Below are 21,196 nucleotides of genomic sequence, written 5' to 3'. Positions count from 1 at the left end.
TGAAGTACCACGTTCAAGGAGTGATGAGTGCAGGAATCAACCGCCAACCAGGTAGCCGCCAACGCCACCTCGTCCTTTACGGAGCACCTGCAACGGGACCGGCCCGAGCTACTGCCCTTTAGCCGGTCCCTCCAGGGCGGCGTGTCCGGGGCTGCGCCGTTGCAGGTTCCGCACGCCACCACGATCGTGGCCATGAGTTACGGCGGCGGTGTCCTGATGGCGGGCGACCGGCGCGCCACCATGGGAAACATCATTGCCAGCAGGCACATCGAGAAGGTCTTCCCGGCAGACCACTTCTCTGTCCTTGGCATAGCCGGCACAGCCGGAATAGCGATCGACCTGACGCGGCTCTTCCAGGTTGAACTTGAGCACTACGAAAAGATTGAAGGAACCCAGCTCAGCCTCGAAGGCAAGGCGAACCGGTTGGGGGCCATGATCCGGGGCAACCTTCCCATGGCCCTGCAGGGCCTTGCCGTGGTGCCCCTGTTTGCAGGGTTCGACACCAGCGCCGGTGTCGGACGGCTGTTTTCCTATGACGTCACCGGGGGCAGGTACGAGGAACACGAACACCATACCGTGGGTTCCGGTTCCGTCTTCGCCCGCGGAGCCCTGAAGAAACTCTGGCGGCCCAACCTCACCCCGGCTGAGGCGCTGTCCGTCGCCGTGGAGTCCCTGTACGACGCCGCCGACGACGATTCCGCCACGGGCGGCCCGGATACCGTCCGGCAGTTGTGGCCCGTGGTTTATACAGTGGACAGGACGGGAGCCCGCCGGGTGCCCGAGGCCGAACTCGCGGCTGCTTCGCGCAGCGTGATCGAAGCGCGCACCATCGCCGGACGGGAGGCCTGAGATGACCCAGCAGTTTTATGTCTCGCCCGAACAGCTGATGAAGGACCGCGCGGATTTCGCGCGGAAGGGCATCGCCCGCGGCCGGTCGGTCGTTGTCATCAGCTGCGCCGACGGCATCGCACTCGTCGCCGAGAACCCATCGCCGTCCCTGCACAAGATCGGCGAAATCTACGACAAGATCGCGTTCGCCGCCGTGGGCAAGTACAACGAATTCGAAAGCCTGCGCCAGGCCGGCGTCCGCTATGCCGACGTCCGCGGGTACTCGTATGACCGCGAGGACGTCACCGCCCGCGGCCTGGCGAGCGTATACGCCCAAAGCCTGGGTGCCGTCTTCACCGCAGAGCAAAAGCCGTTTGAAGTGGAACTGGCAGTAGCCGAAGTGGGCTCCACGCAGGCCGAAGACCACCTGTACCGGCTGACCTTCGACGGTTCCATCGCCGATGAGCACAGCTTTGTGGTCATGGGCGGCCAGGCAGACAAGGTGTCGTCAACCATCGAGGCAGGATGGCAGGCGTCCCTGGGCTTCGCCGACGCTGTCCGGCTGGCTTTGAAGGGTCTCACGCCTGCCCAGGAGGGTGACCAGCCGGCAGCACCTCTGCCGCCCGGCGCCCTCGAGGTGGCAGTTCTGGACAGGCTTTCCGAAAGCTCCCGCGGCTCCCGGCGTGCTTTCCGCAGGCTGAACGACGCGGACATCACAGCACTGCTGGCCTAGGAGGACGACATGGACAAGAGAATCTTCGGCATCGAAACCGAGTTCGGGATCTCTTACTCGAGCCCCGACTCGAGGCCGCTGGCCCCGGAAGAGGTGGCCCGGTACCTCTTCCGAAAGGTGGTCAGCTGGGGGCGCTCGTCCAACGTGTTCCTCACCAACGGTTCGCGGCTGTACCTCGACGTAGGATCCCACCCGGAATACGCCACCGCCGAATGCGACGACCTCGCCCAGCTGATCGCCCATGACCGTGCGGGTGAGCTCATCCTGGATGACCTGGTTGATGAGGCCCAGGCCCGGCTGGCGGCCGAGGGCTTCAACGGCACCGTATACCTTTTCAAGAACAACACCGACTCCGCGGGCAACTCGTACGGCAGCCACGAGAACTACCTCATTCCCCGCCGTGGGGAATTCTCCCGCCTGGCCGAAATCCTGATCCCGTTCCTGGTCACCCGCCAGCTCATCGCCGGCGCCGGAAAGATCCTGAAGACGCCGCATGGCGCCACCTATGCGTTCTCCCAGCGGGCCGACCACATCTGGGAGGGAGTGTCCTCAGCCACCACACGGTCGCGGCCCATCATCAACACCCGTGACGAGCCGCACGCGGACGCGGAGTTTTATCGGCGGCTGCACGTCATTGTGGGCGACTCGAACATGTCAGAGGCGACCGCCCTGATGAAAGTCGGAACCGTTGACCTGGTCCTTCGGATGATCGAAGCGGGCGTGATCATGCGCGACATGCGGATGGAAAACCCCATCCGCAGCATCCGCGAGATCTCCCACGACCTCAGTGGCCGGGCATTGGTCCGCCTGGCCAATGGACGCCAGCTCGCCGCCCTTGAAATCCAGCAGGAATACCTCACCAAGGTGACGGCCTTCGTCAATGAACACGGCGCCCACAACCCGCATGTACCGCTGATCCTGGATCTGTGGGAGCGGACGCTGCATGCCATTGAATCCGGTGACACCAAGGGCATTGACACCGAAATCGACTGGGCCATCAAGAAGAAGCTGATGGATAACTACCGCGAACGCCACGGCCTTGGCCTGGACGCGCCCCGCATTGCCCAGCTTGATCTGACGTACCACGACATTTCCCGCAGCCGGGGACTTTACTACCTGCTGCAATCCCGTGGAGCGGTCCGCCGCATCGTGGACGACACTGTCATCAAGGGGGCGGTGGACGCGCCGCCGCAAACCACCAGGGCCAAGCTGCGCGGCGACTTTGTCCGCCGCGCGCAGGAGTTGGGACGCGACTACACGGTGGACTGGGTGCACCTGAAACTGAACGACCGCGCCCACCAGACGATCTTGTGCAAGGATCCGTTCCGCAGCGTCGATGAGCGCGTCGATGCGCTTCTGGACTCTATGGGCTGACGTCCAGCTTCAGGGTCTATTCTGGATAAGGTCCTTTTAACGGGACCTCTTCACGGCATGCTCCGCCGCCATGCGGAGTGTCGTATCCACCCTGCCCCGACGAAAGTTTTCCTACGTGCGCCGACTACTAGCAATCCTCCTTCCCGGCCTGCTGCTCCTGACCGCCTGCGGAGGCACCGCCTCCCAGCCAGAGCCCAGCAGCCAGTCCGCCGGGGAGACTGCAAAGTTCGACTCCCTCAAGCTGACCGACAACGGGGACAAGAAGGCCCCTGGCGTGGACTTTGACAAGCCACTGGCCGTGACCCAGCCAACCATCAAAGTGGTTTCCGAGGGCAAGGGCGACGCCGTAAAGGCCAACCAGGTTGCCAAGATTTCCATCCTCGCCCTGAACGGCACGGACGGCTCCCAGCTCGAGGATACGTTCCCCAACGAGCCGGAAAGCCTGGAGCTGAATGACGAGCTCAAGACCAGCAGCGCAGTCATCTACAACGCTTTCGTGGGCGCCAAGGTTGGATCCAGCCTTGCACTGGCCGTTCCCGGCCAGCAGAGCGCGGCATCGGCCAGCCCCAGCCCTTCCGACGGCGCCAGCCCCAGCCCGAGTCCGGAAGCCGGGCCCACCCAGCTGCTGATCATCAAGGTGCTCTCCGCATCCGATCCCACCCCGGTCCTGGACAAGCCCCAGGGCGAAACCGTGACGCCGCCGGCCGGGCTGCCTACCGTTACTGAAAAAGACGGCGTCCCCGAAATCAACGTTGCCGGTGCGGCTGCCCCCACATCCCTCGTGTCCCAGGACCTGATCAAGGGCTCCGGCGCCACCGTCAAGGAGTCCGACACGCTGACCGTGAATTACGTCGGCGTCAACCTGGCAGACGGCACCAAGTTCGATTCCAGCTTCGACCGCGGCCAGCCGGCCACCTTCCCGCTGACCGGGGTCATCAAGGGCTGGACCCAGGGCCTCGCCGGCAAGACCGTTGGGTCCCGCGTCCTGCTGGTCATCCCCAAGGACCTGGCCTACGGCGACGCCGGCCAGGGGCAGGCAAAGGGCGACCTGGTCTTCGTAGTGGACATCCTCGGGGTCAAGTAGCAAGACTTACATGGACGCCGCGTCCCTCGCGGCACCCCATCAGCATTTACGCATAGGAGCAAGCATGTCTTTTGGACAGCGGGAATTTGACCGCCAGAAGCCCGAAATCGATTTTCCGGAGGGCGACGTCCCCACGGAACTCGTCATCACAGACCTGATCGAGGGTGACGGCCGGGAAGCCAAGGCAGGGGACACCGTCTCCACCCACTACGTCGGCGTTGCCTGGTCCACAGGCGAGGAATTCGACGCCTCCTGGGGCCGCGGTGCACCCCTGGACTTCCGCGTCGGCGTCGGCCAGGTCATCCAGGGCTGGGACCAGGGCCTGCTGGGCATGAAGGTCGGTGGCCGCCGCCGCCTGGAGATCCCCTCCGAGCTGGCCTATGGCTCGCGCGGTGCCGGTGGCGCGATTGCTCCCAACGAGGCACTGATCTTCGTCGTGGACCTCGTGGCCGTGCGCTGACCCAGGCGCCAACACAGCCGGGAGCGCGGCAGTACTGGAGGAAGTTCCTCCGGTACTGCCGCGCTTTCTGCTTTCATCGGGGGAGTTTAGTAACGTAACGAGCGTGTCCCTATCCCGCACCGAACGACTCCTCAACCTGCTGATTGCGCTGCTCAACACCCGCTACGGGCTGCACCGCAGCGAACTGCGCGAAAAGGTCTACCACGACACCTCCGGCAATGACGTTGCGTTCGGACGGATGTTCGAGCGGGACAAGAATGACCTGCGGGCAATGGGCTTCGACGTGGAGACACTGACGGACATGGGCTGGAGCGAGGACGACCCCGCCACCACCAGGTACCGGATCGGCAAGGAGTCCAACCGGCTCCCGGACGTCCAGCTGGGGCCCGACGAGTGGACCGTCCTGCTGCTGGCCTCCCAATTATGGGAGCGCGCGGCACTGGGCACCGCCGCCCAAAGCGCGCTCCGCAAACTCCAGGCCGCCGGCAGGATGGCGGACGTGGAACTGCCGGCCGGGGTCCAGCCCCGGATCAAACCCGCCGGCCAGGCCTTTGATGACATCGTGGCCGCCATGCACGCCCGGCATCCGGTCACTTTCACGTATCTCGCCGGCACCACCGGCAAAGAGGAGGAACGCACCGTCGAGCCCTGGGGCCTGGGCAGCCGCTTCGGCCAGTGGTACCTCATGGGCTACGACCGGACACGCGAGGCGCCCCGGCATTTCCGCCTGTCGCGCTTCACCAGTGCCGTGACCACATTGGCGAAGGAGCAGTACACGCCGCCGGTGGACTTCAGTATCCGCGCAGAGCTGGACCTGTTGCCGGAACTGCCGCTGCGCACCGCCGTCGTGGACGTCAAGGAGGGGCACCTGCTGGCCCTCCGCCGTCGTGCTGTTCAAGCCACCCAGGACCAGGCCACAGGCCGGCCAGGTGCGGGCTGCGACAGGCTCTTCATCGAGTACCGGGACCCGGAGGTGCTTGCCGAAGAGCTGGCCTCCTACGGACCCGATGCCCTGGCAGTGGAACCGGCTGAACTTGCTGCCGCCGTGAGGCGCAGGCTCCAGGCAGCGGCCGCGTTCAGCGACGCACCTGTCCCCGACTACACGTTCGCCGATGCCCGTGCCCGGACCGCCCGGAAGGGAACGTCTGAGGACCAGCTCAAGCGCATGCTGCAGTTGGTCCCCTTCCTGGTCCACAACCAGGGGCTGCACATCCAGGACGTCGCAAAGCACTTCGGCGTCACCCGTGAAGAGCTCGAGGCAGACCTCCGGATCCTCATCTGCTCCGGGCTGCCGGAGGGTTATCCGGACGACCTGCTCGATATCCAATGGGAAGACGACCACGTCTTCATTACCCAGGACCTTGACCTGAAGAAACCTGTCCGGTTTACCGTGGCGGAGGCATGCGCTTTGCTGACAGGTCTTGAAACGCTCAACGGCCTGCCGGACCTTCCCGGCGGCGGCGCGCTGGAGTCGGTTACCTTGAAGCTCCTGGCGGCCGCAGGCGAGGAAGGGCTGCAAGCTGCCTCCATTGCCGGGCCGGAGGTTGCACCTGCCGACGCCGCAACCCATGCCACGGTCCGCCAGGCCATCGAGACCCGCTCCCAGCTCCACCTGACCTACCTTTCACCCCAGCGTGACGCCGTCACCGAGCGCGACGTTGACCCGCTGCGGCTGTATTCCCTGGACAACACCTGGTACTTCGAAGCCTGGTGCCACCTGGTGGACGGGCTGCGGAACTTCCGCCTGGACCGTGTACAGGACGTTCACCCCAACGGAGCGCCTGCCGCCCCGCACGGGATACCGGAGGGCGGGGTCCCGGCCAAGCTTTTCACCGCGAACGACGACGACACCACCGTCACCGTCCAGCTCACCCGGCAGGGGAGGGGGCTGGCGGAGGACTACTACGCGGAGCGTACCGCGGAGTTGCCCGACGGCGGCCTGGTGGCAGAGATCCGGTTCGGCAACACGGCGTGGCTGCCGATGTTCGTGGCCCAGCATGGCGGTTCAGCCCGGATTCTGGCCCCTGCGGAGCTGGCTTCCGCCGCGCGGGACTGGCTTGCGGCCTCGCTGGCCGGATACGACCGATAGACTTCTCACCATGCCTTGGTGGTCCTGGATTCTCATATGGGTGGCGCTTGTCGCCGTTGCCCTGCTGTTCTATGTCCTGCTGGGCATCCGTCTCTTCCGACAGTTCATGGCCACGGTGAAGGACCTCGCTGCAGCGGGCGAAAAGCTGGGACACCTGAGCCCGGTCGAGGTGGCGGGTGAACCCGCGGATCCGTCCGGGCCCCTGCCGGGTTCTGCCGTTTTTGCCTCGCCCGCCGTCATGCGACATGATTACGAGGCATCCAAATGGGCCCGGCGCGAGGAACGCCGCCGTCGGCGAGTGCAGCGTAAAAAGGACCGGGGCCAGCCGCAGGCGCTCGGAGATCTCGACTTCACATAGAAGTAGGATGTACTTAGAGGAAAGGATTTCCCGTGGGAAGACTCTTTGACGGCCCCTGGCCGATCGTAATCATCATCGTTGTAGCTTTGCTTCTCTTCGCCGCACCCAAGCTTCCGGCCATGGCCCGCAGCCTGGGACAGTCCATGCGGATCATCAAGTCCGAGGTGAAGGAAATGAAGAACGACGGCAAGGCCGACACCACCGACGCAAACGGTCCGGTGGAAGGCACCATCGTGAACCACCCCAAGGCGAAGCCCGGTGAGCCGACAGACGGCACTGACGTTCCGCCGTCGACCCGCGCCTGACCTCCCGTGGCACTGTCGCGGGCCCGTAAAGCCAATCCCGAGGGGCGGATGTCACTTTGGGAGCACCTCAAGGAGCTGAAGAACCGGCTGATCAAGTCGGCCATCGGCGTCGTCATTGGCGGCATTGGGGGCTGGATACTTTACGATCCGCTGCTGAAGGCCTTGGCCGAACCGGTTAACCGCATTTCCGATGAGACCGGCGGCCTTGCCGCCATCAACTTCGGGACCATCGCATCACCGTTCGACTTCAAGCTCCAGATGTCGCTCCTCATTGGCGCCGTCATCTCCAGCCCCATCTGGATCTACCAGCTCTGGGCCTTCATCACCCCGGGGCTGACGTCGAAGGAACGGCGCTACACCCTGGGCTACATGGCTGCTGCCATCCCGCTCTTCCTGGCCGGAATCTGGGTGGGGTGGCTCGTGGTGCCGCAGGTGGTCCACGCGCTGACCCAGTTCACCCCGGCAGGCTCCTCCAGCGTCATCGATGCCCGGACCTACATCGAGTTCGTCACCCGGATGGTGCTCATGCTGGGCCTGGCCTTCCTGGTGCCCGTAGTGCTGGTGGGCGTCAACATGGCCGGGCTCGTATCCGGCCACACCATCCTCAAGGCCTGGCGCATTACAGTCTTCCTGGTCTTCGTCCTGGCCGCCATTGCCGCGCCGGGCGCGGATGCGATTTCGATGTTCATGCTTGCCGGACCGCTGCTGGCGCTGTTCTTCGCGGCAATCGGCATCTGCATCATGAACGACAAGCGCCGCGACCGCCGCCAGGCCCGGCAGGTCGAGGAAACCGAGGCCACAGCGGACGTCGCAACCCCCAGCAGTGAACTGAAGAAGCTCTAGCCTGCCGTTAGGCTTGGGGTATGTCCTCCACCACCGGACCCTTCTCCGCCGGGCCCATCGATCCTGAAGAAATGTCGCCGGCCGAGAGGTACCGTGCCAGCGCCGAACGCCGGGCCGAGGCCGCCACCTACCTCGGGGCGTTTATCCGGACCCTGGACTTCGAGCTTGACGACTTTCAACGGCAGGCCTGTCTTTCCCTGCAGCAAGGCAAGGGAGTCCTGGTGGCTGCCCCTACCGGTGCCGGGAAGACCATCGTGGGGGAGTTCGCCATCTACCTCGCGCTGCAGCGGGGACTGAAAGCCTTTTACACCACACCCATCAAGGCGCTCAGCAACCAGAAGTTCAGTGAACTCACCGCTAAATATGGTGCGGACAATGTGGGCCTCCTGACCGGCGACACCAGCATCAACGGGGATGCCCAGGTGGTGGTCATGACCACCGAGGTCCTGCGGAACATGCTCTACGCTGATTCGGCCACTCTGGGCGACCTCGGCTACGTGGTCATGGATGAGGTGCACTACCTCGCCGACCGGTTCCGCGGGGCTGTCTGGGAGGAAGTCATCATCCACCTGCCCAGCGAGGTCCAGGTCGCCTCACTGAGTGCAACGGTTTCAAATGCCGAGGAATTCGGGGCCTGGCTGGACACCGTCCGCGGCGACACAGACATCATCGTCTCCGAGCACCGCCCGGTGCCGCTGTGGCAGCACGTCATGGTGGGCCGCCGGATCATGGACCTGTTTGCCGGAGAAACCACCTTCGACGAGATCGCTCCGCCCGTGGAGGAAGACGACCTGCGGCCGGCCTTGTCCGGCACGTCCCACGATGCCGGCAAGGGACGTGGTTTCGACGTCAACCCGGACCTGCTGGCAGTGGCCCAGAGCGAGATGCGGCAGAGCTTCCGCAGCAGGCCCGGCCCCGGCGGAAGGGGCCAGCGCGGCCGGCGCGGAAACGACCGCCCCGCCCGTGGCGGCGAGAACACGGGAGTGCGCCCCGCCAGCCGCCCCCAGGTCATCGCCAGCCTGGACCGGATGGACCTGCTGCCTGCCATCACCTTCATCTTTTCCCGCGCAGGCTGTGAGGCTGCCGTGGCCCAGTGTGTCTCGTCCGGCCTCTGGCTCACCACCGAAACAGAGCAGCGGATCATCGCCCAGCGTGTTGACGAGGCGGGGCAGGACATCCCGGCCGACGACCTTGACGTCCTGGGCTTTTGGACCTGGCGCGACGGATTGCTCCGGGGGTTCGCGGCCCACCATGCCGGAATGCTGCCGACCTTCAAGGAGGTGGTCGAGAAACTCTTTGCCGATGGCCTGGTCAAAGCTGTCTTCGCCACGGAAACCCTTGCGCTGGGCGTCAACATGCCTGCCCGGTCCGTGGTGCTGGAAAAGCTGGACAAGTTCAACGGCGAAGCGCATGTGGACATCACCGCAGGGGAGTACACCCAGCTCACCGGCCGTGCGGGCCGGCGAGGCATCGATGTTGAGGGCCACGCCGTGGTGCTGTGGCAGCCCGGTACAGACCCGACGGCGGTCGCGGGACTGGCATCGCGGCGCACCTACCCGCTGAATTCCAGTTTCCGGCCCACCTACAACATGAGCATCAACCTGCTGGCGCAGTTTGGCCGGGCCAGGGCCCGCGAGATCCTCGAGTCCTCCTTCGCCCAGTTCCAGGCGGACCGCTCCGTGGTGGGCCTGGCCCGCCAGGTGCGCAGCCGCGAGGAATCCCTGGCCGGCTACGCAAAATCCATGACCTGCCACCTGGGTGACTTCACCGAGTATGCGCGGCTGCGCAGGGAACTTTCCGACGCCGAGAACGCCACGTCCCGGACCAAGTCACGCGTCCGGAAGTCCCTTTGCGACGATTCACTGGCGCGGCTCCTGCCTGGGGACGTGGTAAACGTTCCCGGTGGCCGTGCCCCCGGGCCCGCCGTCGTCCTTAGTTCGGACCACGCCAGCCGCGAGCCGCGGCCGGCCGTGCTGACGCTGGACAACCAACTGCGCAGGATCGGCGCTGACGACCTCGAGGGTCCCATCGCGCCGGTTACCCGGGTCCGCATCCCCAAGTCCTTCAACGCGAAGGTGCCCAAGTCCCGCAGGGACCTGGCGTCCTCTGTCCGGAACGCGCTTCGAGAGAACCGTCCGCCCGCCCCGGGCCAGAACCGCAACCATGACTTCGGCCGGGCCGCTGCCTTGCCCAACCAGGAAAGGCGCATTGCGGATCTTCGCCGGGCCCTGAAGGCACACCCGTGCCATGGGTGCAGCGAACGCGAAGACCATGCCCGGTGGTCGGAGCGCTGGTGGAAGCTAAGGCGCGAAACGGACGGCCTGGTCCGCCAGATCCAGGGCCGCACCAACACCATTGCCAAGACCTTCGACCGGGTCTGCGACGTCCTGTCCGTCTACGGTTACCTGGAAGACGCGGGAGACGGCCGGCTGAATATCAGCGCGGACGGCCAGCGGCTGCGCAGGATATACGGCGAGAAGGACCTGTTGATCTCGCAGTCCCTGCGGCTGGGCGCATTCAATGACCTCGACGCCGCCGAAGTTGCCGCGCTGGCCAGCGTACTGGTCTACCAGGCCAAACGCGAGGACCGGGGCCTGAGGCCGCGCATGCCCAGCGTCTCCTTGGAGACCGCCGTCGACACAGTGGTGAAGGAATGGTCCGTCCTTGAGGATGTGGAAGAGGAACACAAGCTCCCCCTGACCGGTGAGCCTGAACTAGGACTTGTCTGGCCGCTGTATAAGTGGGCCCGCGGCCGCCATCTGCAGGATGTCCTCAGCGGCACCGATCTTGCCGCGGGCGACTTTGTCCGCTGGGTGAAGCAGGTGGTGGACCTTCTGGACCAGCTTGCCAAGATCCCCGGACTGGACCCGCGGCTGGCACGGCTCTGCGCCGAAGCGATCAACCTCATCCGCCGCGGCGTCGTGGCATATTCTTCCGTCCTTTAGCCCCGATGACACCCGGCCGGCCCACGCCGGCACCCCCACACCCCAGGAGTCTGCCCCCATGCCCCGCCCCGATGCCACTTCCCACTCTGATGCCGCCTCCCGGCCCGCCCCGGTCCTGTACCGCAATGGGTCCGTTTACACCGCGGCGGATCCATTCGCAACGGCCATGCTGGTGGACGGCGGCACCGTCGCCTGGGTTGGATCTGAGCAGGCCGCATCCTCCATCGCAGACAGTTCCATGGAGATCATCGACCTCCGTGGCGCCCTGGTTGCACCCGGCTTCGTCGATTCGCACATCCATCTGACGGAAACCGGGATCGCCCTGGAATCGCTGCAACTGGGCACGGCCACGTCGGCACGCGCGCTGCTGGACGCCGTCGCCGCGGCTGGAGGGGAAGGGCCGGTGCTCGGCCACGGCTGGGACGAAACCAGGTGGGCGGACTCCGCCCTGCCCAGTGCCGAGGAACTGGAGCGGGCGTCAGGGGGCCGCCCGGTCTACCTTTCCCGGGTTGATGTGCACTCGGCCCTGGTTTCGACGTCCCTTGTACACTCCGCGGACCTTCGCGGCAAGGACGGGTACGACGGCGGCCCCCGGGTCACGCGGGCAGCCCACGACGCAGCGCGGCTGGCAACCCGGCAGCTGCCCCAGGACGTGCTGAAGCGGCACCAGGCCCGTGCCCTGGCGGAGGCTGCGGCGAACGGGTACGTTGCGCTGGCCGAAATGGGCGCACCGCACATCGGCGGGGCTGAGGACCTGAGGCTGGCCGCAGGATGGAACGACGCCGCCAAGGACGCGGCGCGCTTTCCTGAGGTGCTGCCGTACTGGGGGGAGCTGGTTTCGTCCGAGGCGCAGGCCCGGACCCTTGTGGAGCAGCTTGGTTGCGGCGTCCGCGGACTGGCGGGGGATTTGAACATCGACGGGTCGCTGGGTTCCAGGACCGCCGCCCTGCGCGCCGGCTACAGCGATGCCGCGCAGGAACGCGGCAGCCTGTACCTCAGCGTCGACCAGGCGGCTGCCCACCTCGCCGCCTGCTCCCTTGCCGGGATCCAGGGCGGTTTCCATGTGATTGGCGACGCCGGGCTGGACTCCGCGCTGGCGGCGCTGGACGTGGCGGCCAAGGAAGTCGGGGAGCAGCGGGTGCGGGCGGCGGGCCACCGCTTCGAGCACGTGGAGATGGCTGATGCCGCGGCCGTGGCAAGGCTGGCGCACTACTCGGTGACCGTCAGCGCCCAACCGTCCTTCGACGCAGCGTGGGGCGGAGCCGGGGGCCTCTATGAGCAGAGGCTGGGGGAGCGGAGCCGGTCGATGAACCCTTTCGCTGCCTTCTATTCAGCCGGGGTTCCTGTCTGTTTCGGCAGCGACAGCCCGGTCACGCCCCTCCGGCCCTGGTCCAGCGTGCGTGCCTGTGTGGAACACCACAACGTGGACCAGCGCATTTCCGCGCGCGCAGCGTTCCTGGGGCACACCCGTGCGGGCTGGAGGGCCGCACGGCACGCCAACCCCATGGCCGGGCAACTGGTTCCCGGCGCACCGGCCAGTTTCGCCGTCTGGGAGGTGGAGGAGCTGATGGTCCAGGTGGCTGACGGCAGGGTGCAGTCATGGAGCACCGATCCGCGGGCCAGGACCCCACTGCTGCCCGCACTGGACACAGGCTCCGACCCGGTATGCCTGCAGACCGTGAAAGACGGTGCCGAACTCTACGCCAGCCCGGCCCTGCGTTCCTGACCCATAATCCTCCGCCCTATAATGGGGAGTTGCGCCCGCCGCCGGCCAGCCCGGCATCAGGTGCTCCGACCACTTCCACCAGGAAAGGCCCTTCGTGCGCGTCCTTACGATCATTCCCACCTACAACGAACTGGAATCGCTGCCCAAGACGCTCCAGCGCCTTCGGACGGCCGTTCCGGCGTCGGACGTGCTGGTGGTTGATGACAACAGCCCTGACGGCACCGGCCAGCTTGCCGACGGCTTCGCCGCCGAGGACTCCCAGGTCCACGTCCTGCACCGCAAGGGCAAGGAAGGCCTGGGCGCCGCCTACATCGCCGGTTTTCGGTGGGGCCTGGACGCCGGATACGACGTCCTGGTGGAAATGGACGCCGACGGCTCACACCAGCCCGAACAGCTTCCCCAGCTGTTGGAAGCCGTGGACAAGGGCGCGGACCTGGCCATGGGCTCGCGCTGGGTTCCCGGCGGCAGCGTGGTCAACTGGCCGCTGTACCGCCAGGCGATCTCCCGGGTGGGCAGCACCTACGCCCGGCTGATGCTGGGGCTGCGGATCAAGGACGTCACCGGCGGCTACCGCGCCTTCCGCAGGACCACCCTAGAAAAGCTCAACCTGGACCAGGTGGATTCCGTGGGCTACGGCTTCCAGGTGGACCTGGCGTGGCGCGTGGCCAAACTGGGCCTGCGCATCGAGGAGCGCCCCATCACCTTCGTTGAGCGCGAACTGGGCGCCTCCAAGATGAGCGGCAACATCGTCATCGAAGCGATGGTCAACGTCACCCGGTGGGGACTGGCCGCCCGCTGGAACACCTTGACCGGCAGGCTGAAGAACAAGCAGCCTTAGCTTTTCCCTGGGCCGCCCTCCGCGGCCTTCTGAGGACACAGGAAAAAGGGGGCGGCCCCGCACCAAAGTGCGGGGCCGCCCCCTTCTTTTGCGGCTGGCCTTATGCCGAGCGGCGCTCTCCGCGGCGCTCCCGCAGGATGGTCAGGCGGTCCTCGAGGATCTGTTCAAGTTCAGGAAGCGAGCGGCGTTCCAGCAGCATGTCCCAGTGCGTGCGGACTGCCTTGTCATTGCTGGTGTCCGGCTTTTCGCCGTCAACCAGGAGCGCTTCCTTGCCGGTCTTGGAGACCCACACCGGAGGAATTTCCGCCTCGGAGGAGAACGTGACGAAAACCTGCTCGCCATCTGCGCAACGGTATTCGACCCGCTGGCGCGGAGCCGGCTCAACTCCGGACTCGGTCTCCATGCTCTGCGCACCAAGGCGCATGCCCCGCAGGCTGCGATCGCTCATGATTTCTCCCTCTGGTCGGTTCGCGGATGAAATCTCCGCGTTAGCCGGTGGCGACGTTGCGCCGCCGGACTAGTGTGTGCACTGTGCTGCATCATAAGATTCAACGCATTGCGAAGCTTGGTTGTTCCAGCTGGTCTTCTCCTGCCGGACAAATACCCAATTATACGGGCTTTAACACGTCTGCACCAAAACAGGGAGGGTTCGGCGGCTAGCCACCGAACCCTCCCTGTCTTGGTCAAGAGCCTAGGGCTGCGTGCGCTCGATGGGCGCCTCGTCGAAAAGTCCGCCGGCAGGCTCCGCGCTGGTGCCGCCAAGGGCGTTGCCGATTCCCTTCAGGGCTTCCCCAACTTCACTCGGGATGATCCAGAGCTTGTTGGCCGAGCCCTCAGCCAACTTGGGCAGCGTCTGGAGGTACTGGTAGGCCAGCAGTTTCTGGTCCGGGTTTCCCTTGTGGATGGCGTCGAAGACCTTCTGGATGGCCTGCGCCTCCCCGTCCGCACGGAGGATGGCGGCCTTGGCTTCGCCTTCCGCGGCGAGGATGGACGCCTGCCGCTGGCCCTCCGCGGTGAGGATGGCTGACTGCTTGGTCCCCTCCGCGGTGAGGATGGCAGCGCGCCGGTCGCGTTCGGCCCGCATCTGCTTCTCCATGGAGTCCTGGATGGAGTGGGGCGGATCGATGGCCTTCAGTTCCACCCGCGAGACGCGGATTCCCCAGCGGCCCGTGGCCTCATCGAGGACTCCCCGAAGCTGTCCGTTGATCTGGTCGCGGGAGGTCAGGGCCTCCTCCAGGTTCAGTCCACCCACCACATTGCGGAGGGTGGTGGTGGTGAGCTGCTCCACGGCCTGGATGTAGTTGGCGATTTCATACGTGGCTGCGCGGGGATCGGTGACCTGGAAGTAGACCACCGTATCGATGGAGACCACCAGGTTGTCTTCGGTGATGACCGGCTGCGGCGGAAAGGACACCACCTGTTCCCGCAGGTCCAGCAGCGGCAGCAGCCGGTCCACGAACGGGATGAGGATCGTCAGCCCGGGGTTAAGCGTGCGCTGGTACTTCCCGAGCCGTTCCACGACGCCGGCACGGGCCTGCGGAATAATCCGGACGGACCGGACCAAAACTATGATGACAAAGACGATCAGAACGACCAGCACAATGGCCAGTGCGGTTCCGCCTGCGTTTTCCATACAACTCCTTGTTCCCCAATTGTCAGGCTGTATCCGGACCGGCAGCCGCCGGCGGCGGTACCGAAACTACTGCTGTGGCGCCGTCGATGGCCGCCACCACCACTTTCTGGCCAGCGGGAAGGATTCCCGCCGCGGAGCGCGCACTCCAAATATCGCCGCCGATTTTCACCAGTCCGCCGTCGGCGGTCACGGCCTCCATCACGACGGCCGGTTCACCGATCAGCCGGTCCACGTTGGTCCGCTGTTCGGCCGGCCCCTTCTTGAGATGCGAAAGGGCTACCGGCCGGACGAAGGCGACCATGAGCAGGGACACCACGCAGAAGACCACCACCTGGAGCCAGGGCTCTGCACCGGCGAAATCGGCAACCAGTGCGGCAAGGGATCCGCCGCCGAGCATGATGAAAAACAGGTCAAGGGTGATCATCTCGATCACCGCAAACGCCAGGAAAGCCGTGAGCCACAATGCCCACCAGTTTTCGCCAAGCCACTCGAACATCCCTGTTTCCCCCTTCGCCACGGGGGAGCCGCACGCGCGGACCCGCCAGTAACTGTCTTTTCATCGTAGTCCGCGGACTTACCGTGTGGGCCGGTTCATACCGGCCGCAGGTGGATAGTGGCCAAGTCGTTACGGGGCGCCGTGGGTCCTGGGCCTGAACACCAGGAGCCTGAACTTTGCGTCGGCTGTCACCGGCTCCGGGGAGTGTTCCAGCCGCGCAGCGATCTGCCCCAGGTCCAGGTGGTGGCCGGCCGGGCCCATGAACGCCAGGTCCGCGGCGGCCGCGCGGCCCAGCTTGAGCAGTATGTCCACGTCAAGGGTCTTTTCGAGCTCGAAGTGCCCGGCCATCGCCTCCGCCAGCCGCTCATCCTTGCCCTCTTCAATGCCAAGCATTCCGGTCACGGCCGCGATGCCCGCCAGGTGTCCGGGCCGCGGCGTCACCACTGCCAGCACGCCCTCCGGGCGCAGGACCCGGGCGAACTCGGCGGGGTTCCGCGGTGCGAAGACCACGGTGACCGCGTCCACCGAGTTGTCCGCCACCGGCAGCGGCCGCCAGATGTCCCAGACCAGGTTCACGGCTTCCGGGTTGAGGCGGGCCGCCCGCCGTAGCGCGAATTTCGAGATGTCCAGGCCAATGGCGGATGCCTGCCGCCCCCCGGCAGCTGCAGCATCGAGGACCGCCCGCAGATAGTGTCCGGTCCCCGTTCCCGAGTCCAGCACCACCGCGCCTTCCGGCCGCAGGACGGGTACGACGGCGGAGGCCAGGGCCTGCTGCAGCGGCCCGTAGTGCCCGTTCCCCAGGAAGGCGTACCGTGACGCCACCATCGCGGCGCTGTCCGGTTCAAAGGGTGTGCCTTTGCCTACCAGCAGGTTGAAGTAGCCCTGGCGGGCAGCGTCGAAGCTGTGCCCGGACGGGCACACCAGGCGCGGCTGGCGCGTTGCCTCCGCTTCCAGGTACTCCAGCGGATGTGAGCAGACGGGGCACATGAGGGGAAGGTCTGCGGAAGGCATGGGAACCAGTTTAGGGCGGGCTGGGCATTCAGCCCCGCCGGCCCTGCATGCGGATGGAAGCGGTGGCCGTCAGCCGAGCGATATGCCTGCCGGCCCGTCGTCGAAACCCAGCCCTTCCCGTGCCTTGTCAATGCCCGCCTCTGCCCAGTGCGCTGCGTATTCGGCGTTGCTGCTCAACGACCGAAGCTGGGCGCGGTCTATGTACAGGATGCCGTTGAGGTGGTCTGTCTCATGCTGCACGATACGCGCCTGCCAGCCGGAGAACTCACGCCGCTCCGCCGCGCCGTCGGGTGTTACGTACTCCAGCAGCACCGCCTCCGGACGCGCCACCACCGCCTGCAGCCCGTTGAGGGAAAGACAGCCCTCGTAGAACGACGCGTGTTCCTGCCCAAGCGGCGTGTAGCGGGGGTTGAGGATGGCCAGGAAATCCAGCGGGCTCCGGTTGCGCAGGGCAGCGGCAGCGGGATCGATGTCGAACTGGTCCTCCAGGACGGCGAGCTGCAGGGGGATGCCCAGCTGAGGGGCAGCGAGGCCCACCCCCGGGGCCTCGTGCATGACCTCGCGCATGACCCCGATAAGGCGGGCCAACTGGCCGGCGGAGAGCTGGCCGTCGAAGGCGGCGGCACGCTGGCGCAGGGCGGGGTGGCCGGCCTGGACGATGGGCGGGAGGGACCCGGCGGACAGGATCCGCTCAACAATCTCACGGATGTCGTCGGCGCCGGCGGTTGTTGGGGGAACAGTCTGGGTCATGGGGACAGCCTACTGGCGGAGCGGCGCAGGACCCTTGGTCTAGGGTCTACTGCATGGCTGATGATTCTTTCCCGCAGGCATCCCCGCTGGAGCACGTCCTGGAATTCATCCGGGTCCTTGAAGCCGGCGGCGGTGCGGAGGACATCCGGCCGTTCCTGTCGGAATCATTCCTGTTGACGGAGGCTCCGCACCTTTTGGCCCCGGAAGGGTCCACCCGCCCGCTGGCGGGAGTGCTTGCCGGTGCGGACCAAAGCCGCGATGTGGTGAAGGACCAGCAGTTCACGGTCCGGCGGACCACCTGTGAGGGAAGCCGGGTGGTGGTGGAAGCCGACTGGTCGGCCACCGTGCTGATGGATCTGCCCTACTGGGACCGTGGCGAGACGATCCGGGCCAGGACATCGTCGGTGTTTGAGGTGCGCAACGGCGTCATCGTCAGCCAGGACAGTTACGACTGCTATTTCCGGTAGCCCTGCAGCCGCTGGTTCCTGCCGGTTCACCTGGTTACTGCATGGTGAAGCGCCGGGCGGCCCACTGGTTCACGGCAGGCACGGCGGCGGCCGCGCCAATGGCGGCCGTACGGACACGAAGGAGCGGCCCGGGCAGCGGCCTGCCAAGCATCATGTTGATTTCGGCCTGCCGCCGGGCCACGGCCGCAGCCCGGCGCCGGCTTGCCTCAAATTCGCGAAGCCGCCTTCCCGTGGGTTCCCCAGCCAGTGCTGCGCAGGCCACCGGCACCAGGTCCCGGGCGCCCAGCCAACCGAGGTTCATGCCCTGGCCACCAATGGGGCTGATCTCGTGGGCGGCATCGCCGAGCAGCACCGTCCGTCCGGCGACGGTCCTTCGGGCGATCCCGGACTGCACGTTGAAGGCGCTGAGCATGGAGTTCGTGTCCGGCTCAGGGCGGATCCCGGTCCTCCGGTGCACCAGCTCCGCAAGATGGCCGGACCCTGCCGCCGGTCCGGCCGGCGCGCCCAGGCGCACCACCCAGCGCCGGACGCCACCGGGCAGCGGGAAGGACTCGACGATTCCTTCCGGCTCGAGGAACAGGACGGCTTTCTCCCCGTACCCGCTGCCGTCGTCGAAATCCCCCATGAGGTAGTGGTCGGGATAGGACTTCCGGTCCACAGGGACGCCCAGCGCGCCCCTGATCCGGGACCGGGCCCCGTCTGCCGCGACCAGCAAGGCGGCGGTGGCGCTGCCGTTGTGGTTGCCACGCCGGTTCGCGGCATCCGGGCTGGACTGGACCGCGATGGTGACCTTGCCGCCGTCGTTCCTGGCTTCGGTGACGTTGGCACCCCTGACAATTGCCCCGGGGTCCAGGGCGAGGACGCGCTCTTCCAGGAGCTGCTCCGTCCTGTACTGCGGGAGTGCCAGCACGAACGGAAAGTCCCTGGAGACGTCGTCGAACGCCATGGTGCCCACCGTCTTCCCGCGGCTGACCGCCATGCCGGACCGGATGCGGACACCCTCCTGGACCATGCTGGACGCAACGTGGATCCCGGCGAGTGCCTCCAGGGCCGGAGGGTGGATGCCGATGGCGCGGGTATGCCGGTTGCGTGACTGCCGCTGCTCAAAAACCCTTACCGATACGCCTTCCTGCAGCAACGCGGCAGCCAGGTACAGGCCAACAGGACCGCCGCCGGCGATCAGGACATCGGCGTCCAATTGTCAGCCCCGCCGGTAGGCGAGGAGCTGGTGGAAGGCTGATGAGCGCTCCACGGACCAGCCCGGGGGAGCGGAGGCCGCCAACTCGACCGGCCTGTAGCTCCGGCGGATGGAGGTGAGGCCGTCTTCCCGGATGAAGGACTGCCGGAACGGCAGGGCGGCCACACTGAAAAGGGCAAAGGCGGCAGGACTGCGGATCAGGTCGTTGTGCAACGCCTTTCCGGCGGCCAGGATCTCCGAATCCGCCAGCAGTTGCAGGAGTTCCTCCGGGCCAAGATGGTGCAGGACGTGGTTGGAGATGACGACGTCGAACCGGGCACCCTCGCTGACCAGCTCGCCGCTGTGCGCCTTGCGGAATTCCACGCCGGCCATGGACGGGCGTTGCTGGGCGAACCGGGCCGCACGGGGATCAGGATCGATGCCCGTGATATGCACCGCTTTGCCGTCTTTGGCCGCCCAGCGGGCCAGCATCACGGCCAGGTCGCCGCCGCCGGAGCCGATGTCCAGCACCGTTAGCGGGCGCTGGTCGGGAGGGGCCATGCTCCTGAGTTCCCTGGCATACAGTTTCCGCCAGCCGGACAGCACCCGGTTGATGACGGCGAACTGCCGGTACGTGTTGTCCAGGAGACGGGCATCGCAGTCCGGCCTGTCCATCTGCTCCACGTCCGTGATGGCTCGTCGGCGCAGGAGGATCCCCATTCCGCGGACCGCTCTCAGGCCACGGGCGCTTCGGCCGGCGTCCGGCTTTGGAGCTGGCCCAAGGCATCCTCTGCCGCGCTGCCCTCCCACCCCGGAGCGCCGCCTGTTGCCTGCCGAATCTTGGTGAACAGGCCGGTTTCCACGGTCAATCCCGGGCCAAACGCCATGGAACAGATCCGCTCTTCGGCGGCGGGCCCTTCCCGGAGTGGTTGTTCAAGGATGTGCTTGAGGACGAAGAGCACCGTGGCGCTGCTCATGTTGCCGTAGTTGCGCAAGGTTTCCCGTGCGGGGATCAGCTGGGTGTCGCTGAGGCCGAGCCTGGACTGCACCTTGTCCAGGATGCTCCGGCCGCCGGGGTGGATGGCCCAGTGGGGGATTGCCGTGTAGGGGAGTGGCGCCAGTTCCGGCTCCCTGGCCAGAAGGGGCTGCAGCGCGCCGACTATGTGGTCATCGATGATGTGGGGCACGTAGTTGCCCAGGACCATTTCAAAGCCGTTGTCACCGATGTTCCAGGCCATGGAATCCTCACCCACCGGTGTCAGGACCGTCTCGAAGTGGTCCAGCTTCATCAGTGCGGTGTCCGCCACGCCTGGGCGCGCGGTTACGACGGCGGCGGCGGCACCATCGGCGAACAGGGCCGAGCCCATGATGGTGTCCGGGTCGTTGGAGGTGCGTACGTGGAGCGAGCACAGTTCAGCGCAGACAACCAGGACCACCGCATTCGGGTCCGCCTCGCAAAACAGTTTCGCGGCACGCAGGGCAGGAAAGGCGGCGTAGCAGCCCATGAAGCCGAGGTGGTAACGCTGGACTGCGGGATTAAGGCCGAGTTCACGGACCACCTTGTAGTCCGGGCCCGGATTGAAGAAGCCGGTGCAGGAGACCGTCACGAGATGAGTTATGTCAAGTAAATCGACTTCCGGGGCGGCCCGCAGGGCAGCACGCGAGGCCGCCACAAACAGTTTGGTGGCCTCGCGGGCGAAGATATCGTTGCGGACTTTGGTGCTGGGGTTCAGCAGGAGCCCGGTTTCCTGGTCGTAGAACTGCGGTTCTTCGGCGCGGGACGTGTTGGTGAGTTCCTGGACGGCGGTAAACCTCGTCTCGATGGCAGCACCGTCAAAACAGGTGTTCACCAGTCGCGAGCCTAAGCGCGACAGGCCAGGCTGCGCGGCAAATACGTCACGGGCCTCGGACTGGATGAGCTTTGTCTCCGGAACTGCAGTTTCAAGTGAACGTACGTAGACCGTCATTGGTTCATTCTTGACGGGCGCCGGAATAAAGACAATGGGACCGCCGGTTTGACCAGCGCTTTCACGCAGGTGTTCGTGCTGGCTGGTTGGCTTGGTGCGCCCCGCTCCGGAG

At 66.1% G+C, this 21,196-nt stretch carries 21 protein-coding genes; 13 read left to right on the top strand and 8 right to left on the bottom strand.

Annotation, left to right across the window (positions count from 1 at the left end; all coding sequences use genetic code 11):
- The first annotated feature begins 27 nt into the window (after positions 1 to 27).
- The 12 genes from prcB (at position 28) to AC6JAM_RS18905 (ending at position 13,583) form a co-directional block, all read left to right on the top strand.
- Positions 28 to 849, top strand: a complete 822-nt coding sequence (gene prcB / locus AC6JAM_RS18960) for a proteasome subunit beta (protein WP_018771119.1) — start codon at positions 28 to 30, stop codon at positions 847 to 849.
- A 1-nt stretch (position 850) separates the two neighbouring features.
- Positions 851 to 1,561 carry a proteasome subunit alpha gene (gene prcA / locus AC6JAM_RS18955; RefSeq protein WP_018771118.1) on the top strand — a complete coding sequence of 237 codons (711 nt, stop codon included), beginning with the start codon at positions 851 to 853 and terminating at the stop codon, positions 1,559 to 1,561.
- Positions 1,562 to 1,570: 9 nt separating this feature from the next.
- The gene (pafA, locus tag AC6JAM_RS18950; RefSeq protein WP_497935548.1) at positions 1,571 to 2,935 is read left to right on the top strand and encodes a Pup--protein ligase; all 1,365 of its coding nucleotides are present in this window, start codon (positions 1,571 to 1,573) and stop codon (positions 2,933 to 2,935) included.
- A gap of 115 nt (positions 2,936 to 3,050) precedes the next feature.
- Positions 3,051 to 4,019 (top strand): FKBP-type peptidyl-prolyl cis-trans isomerase, encoded by a 969-nt coding sequence (locus AC6JAM_RS18945; protein ID WP_018771116.1) that lies wholly within the window; start codon positions 3,051 to 3,053, stop codon positions 4,017 to 4,019.
- 64 nt (positions 4,020 to 4,083) lie between these two features.
- Entirely contained in the window at positions 4,084 to 4,479 is a 396-nt protein-coding gene (locus tag AC6JAM_RS18940) for an FKBP-type peptidyl-prolyl cis-trans isomerase (protein ID WP_018771115.1), read from the top strand.
- Positions 4,480 to 4,582: 103 nt separating this feature from the next.
- Complete coding sequence (locus AC6JAM_RS18935) at positions 4,583 to 6,568, top strand: helix-turn-helix transcriptional regulator (RefSeq protein WP_056390357.1); 1,986 nt, start codon at positions 4,583 to 4,585, stop codon at positions 6,566 to 6,568.
- Between the two features lie 10 nt (positions 6,569 to 6,578).
- Positions 6,579 to 6,926, top strand: a complete 348-nt coding sequence (locus AC6JAM_RS18930) for a hypothetical protein (RefSeq protein WP_026266053.1) — start codon at positions 6,579 to 6,581, stop codon at positions 6,924 to 6,926.
- Positions 6,927 to 6,958: 32 nt separating this feature from the next.
- Positions 6,959 to 7,231: a Sec-independent protein translocase subunit TatA gene (gene tatA / locus AC6JAM_RS18925; protein ID WP_018771112.1), complete on the top strand. Its 273-nt coding sequence runs from the start codon at positions 6,959 to 6,961 to the stop codon at positions 7,229 to 7,231.
- A gap of 48 nt (positions 7,232 to 7,279) precedes the next feature.
- Positions 7,280 to 8,074, top strand: coding sequence for a twin-arginine translocase subunit TatC (tatC, locus tag AC6JAM_RS18920; RefSeq protein WP_018771111.1), 795 nt, complete (start codon positions 7,280 to 7,282; stop codon positions 8,072 to 8,074).
- Positions 8,075 to 8,094: 20 nt separating this feature from the next.
- Positions 8,095 to 11,019, top strand: a complete 2,925-nt coding sequence (locus tag AC6JAM_RS18915) for a DEAD/DEAH box helicase (RefSeq protein ID WP_478223361.1) — start codon at positions 8,095 to 8,097, stop codon at positions 11,017 to 11,019.
- Positions 11,020 to 11,077: 58 nt separating this feature from the next.
- Positions 11,078 to 12,745: an amidohydrolase gene (locus AC6JAM_RS18910; protein ID WP_497935545.1), complete on the top strand. Its 1,668-nt coding sequence runs from the start codon at positions 11,078 to 11,080 to the stop codon at positions 12,743 to 12,745.
- A 94-nt stretch (positions 12,746 to 12,839) separates the two neighbouring features.
- The gene (locus tag AC6JAM_RS18905; protein ID WP_056390366.1) at positions 12,840 to 13,583 is read left to right on the top strand and encodes a polyprenol monophosphomannose synthase; all 744 of its coding nucleotides are present in this window, start codon (positions 12,840 to 12,842) and stop codon (positions 13,581 to 13,583) included.
- A 100-nt stretch (positions 13,584 to 13,683) separates the two neighbouring features.
- Here the strand turns inward: AC6JAM_RS18905 and AC6JAM_RS18900 are convergent, their stop codons facing one another.
- From AC6JAM_RS18900 to AC6JAM_RS18880, 5 genes are all read right to left on the bottom strand, one after another.
- Positions 13,684 to 14,031, bottom strand: coding sequence for an RNA polymerase-binding protein RbpA (locus AC6JAM_RS18900; RefSeq protein WP_026266052.1), 348 nt, complete (start codon positions 14,029 to 14,031; stop codon positions 13,684 to 13,686).
- A gap of 243 nt (positions 14,032 to 14,274) precedes the next feature.
- Positions 14,275 to 15,216, bottom strand: coding sequence for an SPFH domain-containing protein (locus tag AC6JAM_RS18895; protein ID WP_018771106.1), 942 nt, complete (start codon positions 15,214 to 15,216; stop codon positions 14,275 to 14,277).
- Positions 15,217 to 15,238: 22 nt separating this feature from the next.
- Positions 15,239 to 15,712, bottom strand: a complete 474-nt coding sequence (locus AC6JAM_RS18890; protein ID WP_056390368.1) for an NfeD family protein — start codon at positions 15,710 to 15,712, stop codon at positions 15,239 to 15,241.
- Positions 15,713 to 15,841: 129 nt separating this feature from the next.
- The gene (locus tag AC6JAM_RS18885; RefSeq protein ID WP_497935544.1) at positions 15,842 to 16,723 is read right to left on the bottom strand and encodes a methyltransferase domain-containing protein; all 882 of its coding nucleotides are present in this window, start codon (positions 16,721 to 16,723) and stop codon (positions 15,842 to 15,844) included.
- Positions 16,724 to 16,792: 69 nt separating this feature from the next.
- Complete coding sequence (locus AC6JAM_RS18880; RefSeq protein ID WP_497935543.1) at positions 16,793 to 17,473, bottom strand: peptide deformylase; 681 nt, start codon at positions 17,471 to 17,473, stop codon at positions 16,793 to 16,795.
- Between the two features lie 53 nt (positions 17,474 to 17,526).
- Here AC6JAM_RS18880 and AC6JAM_RS18875 point away from each other — a divergent pair, with 53 nt between their 5' ends.
- Positions 17,527 to 17,940: a nuclear transport factor 2 family protein gene (locus tag AC6JAM_RS18875; RefSeq protein ID WP_018771102.1), complete on the top strand. Its 414-nt coding sequence runs from the start codon at positions 17,527 to 17,529 to the stop codon at positions 17,938 to 17,940.
- 34 nt (positions 17,941 to 17,974) lie between these two features.
- Here the strand turns inward: AC6JAM_RS18875 and AC6JAM_RS18870 are convergent, their stop codons facing one another.
- From AC6JAM_RS18870 to AC6JAM_RS18860, 3 genes are read right to left on the bottom strand one after another with little or no spacing between them, the layout of a single operon-like run.
- Positions 17,975 to 19,138, bottom strand: a complete 1,164-nt coding sequence (locus AC6JAM_RS18870) for an FAD-dependent oxidoreductase (RefSeq protein ID WP_497935542.1) — start codon at positions 19,136 to 19,138, stop codon at positions 17,975 to 17,977.
- Positions 19,139 to 19,141: 3 nt separating this feature from the next.
- Positions 19,142 to 19,837 carry a class I SAM-dependent methyltransferase gene (locus tag AC6JAM_RS18865; protein ID WP_134164725.1) on the bottom strand — a complete coding sequence of 232 codons (696 nt, stop codon included), beginning with the start codon at positions 19,835 to 19,837 and terminating at the stop codon, positions 19,142 to 19,144.
- A gap of 14 nt (positions 19,838 to 19,851) precedes the next feature.
- Positions 19,852 to 21,084, bottom strand: coding sequence for a type III polyketide synthase (locus tag AC6JAM_RS18860; protein ID WP_134164724.1), 1,233 nt, complete (start codon positions 21,082 to 21,084; stop codon positions 19,852 to 19,854).
- Between the last annotated feature and the right edge of the window lie 112 nt (positions 21,085 to 21,196).

It is taken from the genome of Arthrobacter sp. GmRoot5-12, assembly GCF_059739365.1.
Note: the sequence above shows the minus strand (reverse complement) of the source record. Positions and strands in the feature narration are given on the sequence as shown.

Excerpts from the sequence above, each read along its gene's own strand:
- AC6JAM_RS18900 (WP_026266052.1), bottom strand. The coding sequence starts at position 14,031 with ATGAGCGATCGCAGCCTGCGGGGCATGCGCCTTGGTGCGCAGAGCATG.
- AC6JAM_RS18910 (WP_497935545.1), top strand. The coding sequence starts at position 11,078 with ATGCCCCGCCCCGATGCCACTTCCCACTCTGATGCCGCCTCCCGGCCC.
- AC6JAM_RS18875 (WP_018771102.1), top strand. The coding sequence starts at position 17,527 with ATGGCTGATGATTCTTTCCCGCAGGCATCCCCGCTGGAGCACGTCCTG.
- prcA (WP_018771118.1), top strand. The coding sequence starts at position 851 with ATGACCCAGCAGTTTTATGTCTCGCCCGAACAGCTGATGAAGGACCGC.
- AC6JAM_RS18930 (WP_026266053.1), top strand. The coding sequence starts at position 6,579 with ATGCCTTGGTGGTCCTGGATTCTCATATGGGTGGCGCTTGTCGCCGTT.
- tatC (WP_018771111.1), top strand. The coding sequence starts at position 7,280 with ATGTCACTTTGGGAGCACCTCAAGGAGCTGAAGAACCGGCTGATCAAG.
- AC6JAM_RS18890 (WP_056390368.1), bottom strand. The coding sequence starts at position 15,712 with ATGTTCGAGTGGCTTGGCGAAAACTGGTGGGCATTGTGGCTCACGGCT.
- AC6JAM_RS18895 (WP_018771106.1), bottom strand. The coding sequence starts at position 15,216 with ATGGAAAACGCAGGCGGAACCGCACTGGCCATTGTGCTGGTCGTTCTG.
- AC6JAM_RS18915 (WP_478223361.1), top strand. The coding sequence starts at position 8,095 with ATGTCCTCCACCACCGGACCCTTCTCCGCCGGGCCCATCGATCCTGAA.
- AC6JAM_RS18860 (WP_134164724.1), bottom strand. The coding sequence starts at position 21,084 with ATGACGGTCTACGTACGTTCACTTGAAACTGCAGTTCCGGAGACAAAG.
- AC6JAM_RS18880 (WP_497935543.1), bottom strand. The coding sequence starts at position 17,473 with ATGACCCAGACTGTTCCCCCAACAACCGCCGGCGCCGACGACATCCGT.
- AC6JAM_RS18865 (WP_134164725.1), bottom strand. The coding sequence starts at position 19,837 with ATGGGGATCCTCCTGCGCCGACGAGCCATCACGGACGTGGAGCAGATG.
- AC6JAM_RS18885 (WP_497935544.1), bottom strand. The coding sequence starts at position 16,723 with ATGCCTTCCGCAGACCTTCCCCTCATGTGCCCCGTCTGCTCACATCCG.
- pafA (WP_497935548.1), top strand. The coding sequence starts at position 1,571 with ATGGACAAGAGAATCTTCGGCATCGAAACCGAGTTCGGGATCTCTTAC.
- AC6JAM_RS18940 (WP_018771115.1), top strand. The coding sequence starts at position 4,084 with ATGTCTTTTGGACAGCGGGAATTTGACCGCCAGAAGCCCGAAATCGAT.